The 12,525-nt window shown below is 43.7% G+C and carries 10 protein-coding genes; 9 read left to right on the top strand and 1 reads right to left on the bottom strand.

The window, feature by feature from the left end; genetic code table 11:
- The first annotated feature begins 57 nt into the window (after nt 1–57).
- The 9 genes from H2O73_RS18745 (at nt 58) to H2O73_RS18705 (ending at nt 9,404) form a co-directional block, all read left to right on the top strand.
- On the top strand, nt 58–798 hold the full coding sequence (locus H2O73_RS18745) for an SDR family oxidoreductase (protein ID WP_182110451.1): 741 nt from the start codon (nt 58–60) through the stop codon (nt 796–798).
- 10 nt (nt 799–808) lie between these two features.
- On the top strand, nt 809–2,023 hold the full coding sequence (locus tag H2O73_RS18740) for an acetyl-CoA C-acetyltransferase (protein ID WP_182110450.1): 1,215 nt from the start codon (nt 809–811) through the stop codon (nt 2,021–2,023).
- Between the two features lie 24 nt (nt 2,024–2,047).
- On the top strand, nt 2,048–2,395 hold the full coding sequence (locus H2O73_RS18735; protein WP_182110449.1) for a phasin family protein: 348 nt from the start codon (nt 2,048–2,050) through the stop codon (nt 2,393–2,395).
- Nucleotides 2,396–2,453: 58 nt separating this feature from the next.
- Nucleotides 2,454–4,250 (top strand): class I poly(R)-hydroxyalkanoic acid synthase, encoded by a 1,797-nt coding sequence (gene phaC, locus H2O73_RS18730; RefSeq protein ID WP_182110448.1) that lies wholly within the window; start codon nt 2,454–2,456, stop codon nt 4,248–4,250.
- A 321-nt stretch (nt 4,251–4,571) separates the two neighbouring features.
- The gene (locus H2O73_RS18725) at nt 4,572–5,084 is read left to right on the top strand and encodes a lipocalin family protein (RefSeq protein WP_182110447.1); all 513 of its coding nucleotides are present in this window, start codon (nt 4,572–4,574) and stop codon (nt 5,082–5,084) included.
- Between the two features lie 213 nt (nt 5,085–5,297).
- Nucleotides 5,298–6,344: a S41 family peptidase gene (locus tag H2O73_RS18720; RefSeq protein WP_182110446.1), complete on the top strand. Its 1,047-nt coding sequence runs from the start codon at nt 5,298–5,300 to the stop codon at nt 6,342–6,344.
- Between the two features lie 560 nt (nt 6,345–6,904).
- The gene (locus tag H2O73_RS18715; protein ID WP_182110445.1) at nt 6,905–7,999 is read left to right on the top strand and encodes a PfkB family carbohydrate kinase; all 1,095 of its coding nucleotides are present in this window, start codon (nt 6,905–6,907) and stop codon (nt 7,997–7,999) included.
- Nucleotides 7,993–8,907, top strand: coding sequence for a pseudouridine-5'-phosphate glycosidase (locus H2O73_RS18710; RefSeq protein WP_182110444.1), 915 nt, complete (start codon nt 7,993–7,995; stop codon nt 8,905–8,907). Before H2O73_RS18715 ends, H2O73_RS18710 begins: the two co-directional genes overlap by 7 nt.
- 146 nt (nt 8,908–9,053) lie before the next feature.
- Nucleotides 9,054–9,404 carry a YajD family HNH nuclease gene (locus H2O73_RS18705; RefSeq protein ID WP_182110443.1) on the top strand — a complete coding sequence of 117 codons (351 nt, stop codon included), beginning with the start codon at nt 9,054–9,056 and terminating at the stop codon, nt 9,402–9,404.
- A 78-nt stretch (nt 9,405–9,482) separates the two neighbouring features.
- Here H2O73_RS18705 and H2O73_RS18700 read toward each other — a convergent pair.
- Nucleotides 9,483–12,525 (bottom strand): VCBS domain-containing protein (locus H2O73_RS18700; RefSeq protein ID WP_182110442.1); only part of this gene is annotated, 3,043 nt, incomplete at its 5' end.

Genomic DNA, 12,525 nt, shown 5'->3' with positions numbered 1-12,525 from the left:
TTCGCATGTAATTCAAAAACGGATTGTTTTAACTTGCTGTTTGACATGGAGTCTCACATGAAAAAGATCGCTTTGATCACCGGATCAAAAGGCGGGATTGGATCTGCTATTACCTCACAATTAGTTGATGATGGTTACCGCGTTATAGCTACGCATTTCACGGGTAAGCTTGAATGCGCCCAAAAGTGGTTCGACGAAAATAACTTCAACCCTGAACAGGTACGTTTGTTTGAGCTTGATGTTACCGATACTGAGCAATGTGCAGAGCGACTTGCTAAGTTGTTGGAAGAAGAAGGAACCATTGATGTCGTTATTAATAATGCCGGAATCACCAAAGACGGTGTATTTAAAAAAATGACAGCACAATCATGGAAAGATGTCATTGATACAAACTTAAATAGTGTATTTAACGTCACTCAACCATTGTTCGCAACTATGTGTGAAAAAGGGGGAGGACGTGTAGTCAATATCTCCTCAGTGAATGGTATTAAAGGTCAATTTGGTCAAACCAACTACAGTGCGGCTAAAGCCGGAATGATTGGTTTTACCAAAGCGTTAGCGGCGGAAGGTGCGCGTAGCGGAGTGACAGTTAACGCTGTGGCTCCGGGTTATACCATGACTCCGATGGTTGAAATGATGAAGCCGGAAGCATTGGATTACATTAAAGATCAAATCCCAATGCGTAGATTGGCTGGTACTGAAGAAATTGCAAAAGCGGTTGGCTTCTTAGTGAGTGATGCCGGTGCGTATATAACGGGCGAAACCTTGTCCGTTAATGGCGGCCTACACATGCAATAAGGAGTGAATTGTGGAAAAAGTATACATAGTTTCAGCTAAACGAACGCCGATCGGTGCATTTGGTGGTTCATTAAAAAATATTAGTGCTGGTGATTTAGCCGCCGTGGCAATTAAAGCGGTACTTTCGGAAGGAAATGTACAGGCAAGCGCGGTCGATGAAGTGATTGTTGGTAACGTAATTGGTGCAGGGCAAGGCATGAACATCGGTCGCCAAGCCGCAGTCTACGCGGGTATTCCTGAATCAACACCGGCGTACACGCTTAATATGGTTTGTGGCAGTGGCATGAAAACAGTCATGGATGCGGTCAGCCATATACGCTCTGGTGATGGCGATATTATCGTTGCCGCGGGTGTCGAAGTGATGTCACAGATTCCTTTTACCGTGCCAAGCCAAGTGCGTGATGGTCAACGAATGGGCAATATGACACTGACGGACTTGCTCATTAACGATGGCTTAACTGATGTGTTCAATCAGTACCACATGGGCGTGACAGCAGAAAATGTGGTTAAAGAAGTCGGTCTGACTCGTGAGCAGCAAGACCGCTATGCGCTTGAAAGCCAAAAAAAGGCGGTTGCAGCCATTGAAGCAGGAAAATTTGTCGATGAAATTGTACCTGTTGAAGTGAAGCAACGTCGTGAAATCGTATCGTTTGATACTGATGAATACCCGAAAGTAAACGCCACATTAGAAGCGCTTGAAAAACTTCGCCCAGCTTTTAACAAAGAAGGCAGTGTTACAGCGGGCAATGCATCAGGCATAAATGATGGAGCCAGCGCGGTAATTCTAGCGAGCGAGTCCGCTGTCGAAAAACACAACTTACGCCCAATCGCGGAAGTGGTTGGTTATGCCCAAGCGGGTATTGACCCGAAAATTATGGGGTTAGGTCCTGTTCCTGCGGTCACTAAAGCACTTTCTAAAGCGCAATTGAATGCAAAAGATATTGATGTCTATGAACTGAATGAGGCATTTGCGGGTCAAGCCTTAGGTGTCATTCATCAGCTCGCGGAAGAGCATGATCTTCCTATCACTGCCATCTTAGATAAGGCCAATAAAAACGGTGGTGCAATCGCACTTGGTCACCCTTTGGGCGCATCAGGCAACCGAATTTTGGTCACACTTATTCATGAACTCAACCGAAGTAATGGCCAATACGGCGTTGCCTCTCTTTGTGTTGGCGGGGGTATGGGTACCGCTGTCATCGTTAAATCTGTCGAATGGAATTAAATATAAATAACTAGGAGTTACTACATGTACACTGATTTTTTTAAAAACTTTAATGATCAAACTGAAAAGCAATTAGAACCGTATATCAAATTCAATAAGCTGGTTACTAAGAATGTTGAAGTGATGACAGAGCTGCAATTGAACGCTGTACGCACTTATAGCGAAATGGGTTTAACGCAAATGAAAGCCGCGACTGAAATCAAAGATGCGACATCTTTTGCTTTGTTTAACAGTCAGCAACTTAATGTGTTATCAAAGCTATCTCAGCAAATGACGGAAGACAGCAACAAGCTACAGAACATTGCAAAAGAGTTTAAAGATGATGTTGAGAAACTTACTTCGGAAAACCTTAAGACAGTGAACCCAGCATAAACACTGACTAAGTTCGCCGCCTTGTTTAAGGCGGCTTTTTCGATCAAAGGAGTTATCTATGTTTCAGCACTTCTTTTCGGATTACCTTGTTGAGCTCCAGAAAACCAATCAAAGATGGTGGGAAGATCTTGAACAAAATAGGGAATTCGTGAATACCCCGCTTAATAAAGCAATGCATGAAGTCAATTTAGAAGACACGGCACTTCTGTTTGAAAAAGCGGCAAATCAGCCTACAGCGTTAATGGAAGTTCAAGCGCAATGGTGGCAGCAGCAATTAGATATATGGCAGAACGTTGTTCTTGCGGGCAACACGGACTGTATAGTTGAAGCCGAAAAAGGTGATAAACGATTCAGTAATGAAAGCTGGCGTAATGAGTTGGTGTTTAACTTCATCAAACAATCTTATCTATTGTTTGGTAAAACCTATCTAGAGACAATCAATAGCATTGAAGGTTTAGACGACAAAACCAAAGAGCGTCTCATCTTCTTTTCACGTCAATCAATCAATGCGCTTTCACCGAGTAACTTCATTGCTACTAACCCTGAACTATTAAAACTAACCATCGAACAAAACGGCGAAAACCTGTTGGTGGGGCTTGATCAGCTTAAAAGCGATTTAGATGCGAGCTCAGATATTCTGAAAGTGCGTATGACGAATAACAATGCTTTTCGTATTGGCGAGGACATTGCTAATACGCAAGGTGACATTGTTTTCAAAAACGAACTCTTCGAGTTAATTCAATATCGCCCTCTAACAGAGAAAGTCAATGCGACGCCTTTGCTCATCGTGCCTCCGTTCGTAAACAAATACTACATTTTGGATTTGCGAGAGAAAAACTCAATGGTACGTTGGCTGCTCAATCAAGGTCATAGTGTCTTTATGATCTCTTGGCGCAATCCAGCAGAAGCTCAAAGAAGCGTAGAGTTTGGTGATTACGTGACTGAGGGTGTAGTTAAAGCGGTATCAGCCATTGAAGACATCACTGGGCAGTCTCAGATCAATGCGGCGGGATACTGTATTGGCGGGACGGTACTGGCCTCTACGATTGCCTATTATGCGGCTAAACGTATGAAAAAGCGCATTAAGAGTGCGACTTTCTTTACGACGTTACTCGATTTTTCTCAGCCTGGAGAAGTCGGTGCATACATTAACGAACCAATTATCAACGCAATTGAGATTCAAAATAACGCGAAAGGTTATATGGATGGACGTTCGTTAAGTGTGACATTTAGTTTACTAAGAGAGAACAGCCTCTATTGGAACTATTATGTTGATAATTACCTGAAGGGTCAGAGCCCAGTCGACTTTGATATGCTTTATTGGAACAGTGATAGCACCAATGTCACTGCTCCAACGCACAATTTTATGCTGCGTAATCTCTACCTAGAAAATAAACTGGTACAAGATAAAGGCGTGAAAATTGGTGGTGTTTGGATTGACTTGGATAAAATCAAGATTCCAAGTTACTTCATTTCAACTAAAGATGATCATATTGCTCTTTGGCAAGGGACTTATCGCGGAGCGCTCAAAGTGGGTGGCAATAAGACGTTTGTTCTTGGAGAATCAGGGCATATCGCCGGCATTGTCAACCACCCTGATAAGAATAAGTATGGCTATTGGGTTAATGAAAGCTTGGAAGACAGCGCTGATGAATGGATGAACTCTGCGAGTTACAGCGAAGGGTCATGGTGGCGCCATTGGGACCAATGGTTGCTAGGTTTTAATGCTGATGAGCAGGTAGAGCCTTTCCCGCAAGGCAACGAAAACTATCCCGTTATTGATAAAGCGCCAGGGCAATATGTCAAACAGGTGCTGCCAGTTGTTGAAGAAGAACCACTCAACGACCCTGCGTAGCGTGTGATATTGACTGGAAAACATTAGAGGAACCTAGGTTCCTCTTTTTTTGCCTTAATAACCTATCAACAAGACACGAGATAGCCCTCAAGCATAGGGGCTTGGCGATTCGTTGGTGTGAACAGTGATAAGTAGATCCCAAAACCCTTTTAAACTATCCAAATTTCATGATTAAGAGTACAGCTATCTGTTTAAAGTGATTCAAACTGCTAACCTGCTTGTCTATAGTCGGTAGTAGAGACTTTTGTTGTGGTTTTAAGTAAAGGAATTACAAAAATGCTAAGCATGAATATTCGGCTTTCATTTTTCAGGGATAGCTCTATGCGATTAGTGTTCACCTTGTTTGGCGCATTAATGTTGAACGGTTGCCTCGGAATGCCAGAGACAGTAAAACCGGTTGATGATTTTGAAATCAGCCAGTATTTAGGAAAATGGTATGAAGTTGCTCGGCTTGATCATTCATTTGAAGAAGGATTAGAGAGAGTCTCTGCGGAGTACATAGAGTTAGAAAAAAGCGGGATTGCAGTAATAAACCGAGGTTATGACCCGCTTAGCCAAGAGTGGCAGCAGGCAAACGGAGAGGCATATTTTGTCACCCATAATGATATTGGCTATTTGCAGGTTTCGTTTTTTGGTCCGTTTTATAGCTCTTATGTAGTGTTTGGTTTAGATAAGCAGAACTACCAATATGCTTTTGTATCAGGTCCGACTTTAGATTATTTATGGTTGTTATCGCGTACACCGACCGTCTCTGATGAAGTGATGGGAGAGTTTCTTAACCAAGCTAAAGAGCGAGGCTTTAACACCGATGAGCTAATTTTTGTTAAGCATTGATGGAAACAATCGCAACGAGAGGGTTTGTGCGTAAGTTGTATGGTAAAGATTGGCGAAGATACTCAGAAATAAACTGCAATAAATCTGTAATGAAAGTGTAATAATTTGTCAATCACGCGACGACTTTTGATGATATCCCCATAGAACATGTTAAATTTCGATGTATGAATTGGTGATAATTTATACGGTAAATGGTTAAGGTGTTCTGGGTAGATGATGTTTAAAGCTAACTCTTTTTTATTGTTCTATGCGTTTTCTATGCAAATCAATTTTGCTTATGCTGGCTCGTCATCTTGCCATCACGCCCTGCAAATAGTTGTCGATAAAGTCGAAGAAAACTATGTAGGCTTCTCAGATAGAACTAGAGACCTAGTCGAATTAGCCAAAGTTCAAACGGATGAACGTATTGCGAATTCAGCAAAATCCGATTGCTTACCGTTTATCTTACAATGGCTAGACGCTTTTTCAGACCCGCATTTGCAAGCAACGCATTTTACCCTCTCAGCGCAATCATTTGATGTGAGTTCTAGTGCTAGTCAGATCCCCCCAAAGATTGAATGGCTATCAAACGAGGTAGTCTTATTTGTGTTGCCTTCTTTTCATCAAGGTCACACAGACAAATTTAGAGAGTTAATTGACCAACATCGCCATAAACTAACTCTGGCGAAAGGGATGATTGTTGACCTTAGAGGAAATAGAAATGGTAGTTTCGTTGCAATGTTTCCCGCAGTCGAGCTTATTGGCGTTGGTGACTACCATTCAAGATGGCATGTTCTTTCTTCCACTAAAAATACGGACTACTACCGAGAGTTACTAACAGAAGATCGGCTTACTCAATATCCTGAACAGCTTAAAGTATTTAGTCGCCTCGTAGAGGAAATGGATGAGTATCCCAACACATGGATTGAATTCACTTGGCCTGCTATAAATCCAATGAGGACGCTGAGTAATTTGCAACATATTTATATTCTTCAAAACGATACCGTTAGTTTTAGTGGTGAAGAGTTTATTATTGCGGTGTCGAGCAATGATAAAGTCACAACCTTCGGCTCAGTGACAGAAGGGAAATTGGATTATGCCGAGCCCATTTCTCACCAAATCTTAGGTCAATATATTCTTAATATACCGTCGCAAAAAAGAGTTTGGTATCAACTAGGACCTATAGATAATGTTGGTATTGAGCCAGATCTCACCTTATCCATTTCTGAAGATGAAGCCGTTGATTTCTTATATAGAAAAATGGTCACCAAACTGAACTAAACCATTTGATTTAGTTGCGCTTTGCATTATTGGTCTACTATTAACAGTACGATAGTCAGGCAATTTGGTGAGCGGGATGCACTATTTTTTTCTAACATTTAGCTGGTTTTTTGGGCTGTTATTTTGGGTTTGGGGGGTGAGTGGACTGCGCTTTGACGTTGCAGCATCTCTGGCTTGTATCGTCATTTCAGCCTTGCTTCTACCACCTATCCGCGATTTTACTTATAAGCATACGCAGCGTGAACTTTCGTTTGCAACACGTGGTGTTGCTATATTTTGCCTACTTGCTGTAAGCGTATGGTTGACGCCTCAGTAGCCCCTTTATACTCTCAAAATAACCTACCTTGAGTAACCGACTGTTTTATTCAAAGCAGTGTCATAGCCGTGTTCAAATAACACTCATCCCTCTAACTAACTGATCTACGTGCATTAAACCTGTACGCAGCTAATTTGTGCTGCATATCACAGTTACTAACACTTGCGTTTGTAATGAATAAACAAAAGTTTATATTGCAAACATTAGTTTGGTTTCTTGGTTGGTATTCATTGGTGAGGACACTATGACAGAGCGGGAAAATGAAATTCTGGCGCTGATTAAATTAGATCCTATGATTGCGCAACAAACGCTGGCCGATAAATTAGGTTTAAGCCGCAGTGCAGTCGCAGGGCATATTATGAATTTAACTCGTAAAGGTTTCATTCAAGGAAAGGGCTACGTGATTACTCCTGAGCGATACGCTGTTGTGATTGGCGGTGCGAACATGGATTTATGTGGTCGCTCTAGCAATGAATTGGTTCTTGGTGACTCAAACCCAGGTGTACTAACCAGTAGCGCTGGTGGTGTAGGGCGTAATATTGCCGATAACCTCGGGCGTTTGGGCAGTAAAGTTCAATTTATCGGTGCAATTGGCGATGACAAGTGGGGTGAGCAGTTAAAACAAGCTTGTCACCTTGCTAATGTTGGCGTTGATCACTGTGTGATTGTTAATGGTGCAACGACCAGTAGTTACCTTTCAATCCATGGACCTGATGGTGAAATGCAAATCGCCCTCAACGATATGGGCTTGATTGAAGAATTGAACGCTGAAACGCTAGCAGCACGCGATGGTGTATTGAGCCGTGCGGGCGCGATCGTTCTTGATGCGAACCTATGCGATAGCGCGTTGGATTACCTATTTAGTGTCCATAGTGATAAGCCTATTTTGGTCGACCCTGTGTCTTCGGTTAAAGCAAGCAAGCTAGTGCCTTACTTAGACAGAATCCATACGCTAAAGCCGAATAAGTTAGAGGCTGAGCTTCTATCTGGTATTAAGATTGAAACGCTGGACCAACTGCCAAGTGTGGCTGACGCCTTACACAAAAAAGGTGTCACGCGCCTATTGATTAGCCTTGGTCATTTGGGTGCCTTTTCGAGTACCGAAACCGAACAAAGATTTATTCCCCCTTCTGCTACGCAAGTCAACAACGTGACTGGAGCTGGAGATGCCCTAATGGCTGGTTTGGCTCATGGTCACATGAGTGATTGGTCATGGCAAAAAAGTGTCGACTTTGCCTTAGCAGCAGCTTGCTTGGCACTTAAAGCTGACAAAACAATTAATTCGACTATGTCTGAACATGCAGTACAACGATTATTAGAGGAAACCTCAAGATGTTAGAGAAATACCTAGATATTCAACCAGAAGTAGCAATGGCGCTTGCGAATAACCAACCTGTGGTCGCTTTAGAATCTACCATTATTTCTCATGGTATGCCTTACCCACGTAACGTTGAAACTGCATTATTGGTTGAACAAACGATCCGCGATCAAGGTGCTGTGCCTGCAACAATCGCAATCATCGGTGGTCGTTTGAAAGTAGGTCTAGACGAAGAGCAAATCCGCCACCTTGGTCAAGCGGGTGCTGCGGTAACAAAAGTAAGCCGCCGTGACATTCCATTTGTCGTAGCGGGTAAAAAAGATGGTGCAACTACAGTAGCAGCAACCATGATCTTGGCTGAAATGGCAGGTATCAAAGTGTTCGCAACTGGTGGTATTGGTGGTGTGCATCGCGGTGCACAAGAGACATTCGACATCTCTGCTGACCTTCAAGAACTTGCAAATACAGATGTAGCGGTAGTTTGTGCGGGGGCTAAATCAATTCTTGATCTAGCATTAACTCGCGAATACCTCGAAACTCAAGGTGTTCCAGTTATTGGTTTCCAAACTGATAGCCTACCAGCATTCTACACTCGTGAAAGCGAGCACGGCATTGATTACCGTTTAGATAGCGCCGAAGAAATCGCACTTGCGCTAAAAGCGAAGTGGGAAATGGCACTTAAAGGTGGTGTTGTCGTGGCAAACCCAATCCCAGTTGAATATGCGATGGCACCAGAGCTGATCACGAATGCAATCGAGACAGCGCTAAAAGAAGCTGAAGAGCAAGGTATCTCAGGTAAGGAATCGACTCCATTCTTGTTGGCTCGCGTTTGTGAACTAACAGGCGGCAATAGCCTAGATTCAAACATTCAGTTGGTGCTGAATAACGCACGTTTAGGTGCTGATATTGCGAAGCACTACTGCGCTTAATTATTAGCTTAAGATGTGAAAGCCGAGGTAATTATGCCTCGGCTTTTTTAATTGTTGGCTAGGTAAACTGAGTGCCAAATTGCATCCAATTGCGGTTTAGTGTGTGATAATATCGCGGCATCATTATAAATATAGAGGCAATATTAATGTCTTCAGATTTCTACGGATCAAGTGCTGCATATCGACGTAACGAGAGTGGCTATCGAGAAAAAGCGCTTAAACTATACCCTTGGGTGTGCGGTAGTTGCGCTCGTGAATTCGTTTATTCAAACCTGCGTGAGTTGACGGTTCACCACAAAGATCACGACCATACTAATAATCCAGAAGATGGCAGTAACTGGGAGCTTTTATGCTTGTACTGCCATGATCATGAGCACAGTAAATATCTTGAGCATGATCGCTATGGTTCAGAGATAAAGCCTGGGCAAGATGACCACCAAACAGCAACTCATAACCCGTTTGCTGACTTGGCTGCAATGATGAAAAAATCTCGTTAATTGATTCGATGTTCAATGAGCAGGGAAATTGTGAACCTGCTCATTGTTATCAGAAGTAAACCGCTGTGATTTGCTTTTCTAACCATCGACATTGACGATATTGAGTTGGCTGATCAATCTATCCATGATCGTGTCTTGACCTGCTCCAGTATCATTTATGCCTAGGTCATTCCAGCCAACATTATTCATCACAACTTTACTTACACCTCCATTTTCATCAGTAACCGAGAGGGTGGTGGTGGGTGTATCTGTTAGGTCGTTAATATCGTCATCAATCTCAACCTCTATGTGATCAAGTAAATCTTGAGTCGTCGGCGAGTCAGGAAGTAAATCTGATAAATCAATCACATCATTATTTACATTGAAATTCATTATGGTGTCAGTCGTCGGGCTTGCACTACTGCCTGCATTTTCAGCAAGAATACGGAAGGTGTCGTTGCCCATGCCACTTCTAAAGACATCGTCACCGGTTGTACCACTAAGAACATCATCACCTTCATGACCGTAGGTATCAGAAATAAGAAGTTTCTCTTCTGAAACAAGGTGACTTAGTACTTCGGCATCGGACATTCCAGCTGCATTAGTTCCGATAAAATCATTGATTGAAATACCTTGTAGGGTGATGGACTGAACTAACTCATCGTTATTGTCTAATAGAGTTATTTGCGTATCACTATTCACTTCAGTGAACTGCACGTTCTGGGCAACATTGGCTGAACTCCAGACAGAGCTTGCCGATACGAAACCCCGCAAATCTATGATGTCTTGGCTAGTGTCAAACGTATCGATGGCTGCACGACCTGGGGCATCGTCTGTTCCAACAGTATCATCAGACCATGAATAAGTGTTGTCTGTCGCGCCGACATTAATGTTAACCGTAGCGGAATCGCTGCCACCTTGCGCGTCTGAAATTGTATATTCAAAGGTTGCTTTACCCACATAACTTACGCCTGCGGTAAACTCGATATTTCCAGAACCATTAATAATGACTGTACCACCAATCGCATTTTGTACGGATGTAATGGAGAGTGTTCCACCATCTATATCGCTATCATTTTCAAGTAATGCAGATGCTGCAATTATGAGGGTCTCGCTCTCTTCGACGTAAAGTTCACCTTTGGTAATGTCGCTGTCGATTAGTTTTTTGTCGCTCATATCAAGCGTAATATCGGCATCGTCGTAGTTTAAATCAAGTGCAACATGGTTAGGTGTTTCTGAGTTGTCGGCTTGTATAGTTGTGAGTACAAAGGCATCAGCTAAGGTTTTCGAAATAACCATGTTTTGCACCACATAAGTACCGTTACTACCCGAGGTGGTTAGTTCAAATGTTTTCACCGGACGGTCGGTGGTAAACGAGTAGTAATCTTCATAAGAACCAGACTGACGATAGCCAGATTGGGTATCAATCAGGTCGCCATTTTCATCAAAAGCAGTAATTTTTACTTTAGTTGCATTCGGTGAGGTTTCATCAAAATAACTACCTAAACCACTGAGACGGAAGGTGACTTCGTTAATATCTTCTCCATCAATAGTAATAGAGAGTTTTTCACCTTGGCTTAAGCCGCTATTATCATTATCCCCAATCCCTGAGCCTAAGTGACCATAGGTGTTATAGGCAGTGAGTGAACCACTTGAGCTTTTGGTGGTAATGGTGGTGCCATTCTCTTCAAAGACAGCGGTTGTTCCTGAGACTGTCCCCCAGTGATTAGTTGAAATTGGACCGTTAAATTCAGGGGTATTAGGATTTGCATCAAAGCTACCGACCTTGATATCACGGGTCATCGTCTGAATGGTGGTTTCATCAGGTACGAAGCGAACTTGGGCGTTGGCACTGTATTCTTCACCTACCACCATGTCCTGCCATCCTTGGTTATCCACTTTGTACTGCATCGTACCGTAACTAGGTGCTTCATCGAGTCTGATTCGAGGCTCTTGAGTCACTTTCGAGTCATTCATGGCATCAGGAATTTCATTAACACCATTGATAGTGACCTTAATATCGTGGGTTGTGCCGTCAATAGAGGCGACAGAGAAGACTTCTTCTTTGATTTCACCGCCTTTTAGATATTGAACGTCGGCATTGTCTACTTGGTAATCCCAGTTGCCATCGGCATCGATGGTGAGAGAACCTAGCGCGCCAGTTGGAGTGACTACACTGGTAGGGTCGAACTTGGCTTCATCGGTATCAGCGTCGGTGAGGGTTAAAATACCTGAATCGGTCAGTACCGGATCGCTATCATCTTCAGTCACGGCACCCATGGCATCGCCTGAAATCATGGCGCTGTCGTTAACCCCAGTAATAGTAATAACGATCTCATGCGTGGTGCCATCGACTGAGGCAACGGTGAAGGTTTCAATTTTTGTTTCGTCTTGAGCAAGGTACTGAACATCGGCATTATCGACGTTGTAAACCCAGTTACCATCCGCATCGATGGTGAGTGCGCCGAGCGCGCCAGCTGGAGTGACTACGCTGGTCGGGTCGAACTCGGCTTCACCGGTATCAGTATCGGTGAGCGTTAACACGCCCGAATCTGTGAGTACTGGATCGGTATCATCTTCAGTCACCGCGCCAATCGCATCGCCAGAGATGACCGCGCTGTCATTAATACCGGTAATGGTGATGACGATGTCATGCGTGGTGCCATCAACCGAAGCCACGGTGAAGGTTTCCACTTTTGTTTCGTCTTGAGTAAGGTATTGAACATCGGCGTTGTCGACGTTATACACCCAGTTACCATCCGCATCGATGGTCAGTGAGCCAAGTGCGCCAGCAGGCGTCACCACGCTAGCAGGATCGAACTTGGCTTCGCCGGTATCAGCGTCGGTGAGCATTAACACGCCCGAATCAGTCAGCACTGGGTCGGTAGCATCTTCAGTCACGGCGCCGACTGCATCGCCTGAAATCACGGCGCTGTCGTTAACCCCAGTGATGGTAATAACGATGTTGTGGGTGGTGCCATCCTCTGAGGCGACGGTGAAGGTTTCAATTTTTGTTTCGTCTTGCGCCAGATATTGTACATCCGCGTTGTCGACGTTATACACCCAGTTACCATCGGCATCGATGGTGAGAGCCCCTAATGCGCCAGCCGGCGTGACCACGCTGGTCGGGTCGAACTTGGCT

The sequence above is a fragment of the Vibrio marinisediminis genome (assembly GCF_014050145.1).
Lineage (GTDB): Bacteria > Pseudomonadota > Gammaproteobacteria > Enterobacterales > Vibrionaceae > Vibrio > Vibrio marinisediminis.
Note: the sequence above shows the minus strand (reverse complement) of the source record. Positions and strands in the feature narration are given on the sequence as shown.

Bases quoted from the DNA above. Each gene is read 5' to 3' on its own strand.
- H2O73_RS18745 (WP_182110451.1), top strand. From the start codon at position 58: ATGAAAAAGATCGCTTTGATCACCGGATCAAAAGGCGGGATTGGATCT.
- phaC (WP_182110448.1), top strand. From the start codon at position 2,454: ATGTTTCAGCACTTCTTTTCGGATTACCTTGTTGAGCTCCAGAAAACC.
- H2O73_RS18715 (WP_182110445.1), top strand. From the start codon at position 6,905: ATGACAGAGCGGGAAAATGAAATTCTGGCGCTGATTAAATTAGATCCT.
- H2O73_RS18735 (WP_182110449.1), top strand. From the start codon at position 2,048: ATGTACACTGATTTTTTTAAAAACTTTAATGATCAAACTGAAAAGCAA.
- H2O73_RS18705 (WP_182110443.1), top strand. From the start codon at position 9,054: ATGTCTTCAGATTTCTACGGATCAAGTGCTGCATATCGACGTAACGAG.
- H2O73_RS18720 (WP_182110446.1), top strand. From the start codon at position 5,298: ATGATGTTTAAAGCTAACTCTTTTTTATTGTTCTATGCGTTTTCTATG.
- H2O73_RS18725 (WP_182110447.1), top strand. From the start codon at position 4,572: ATGCGATTAGTGTTCACCTTGTTTGGCGCATTAATGTTGAACGGTTGC.
- H2O73_RS18710 (WP_182110444.1), top strand. From the start codon at position 7,993: ATGTTAGAGAAATACCTAGATATTCAACCAGAAGTAGCAATGGCGCTT.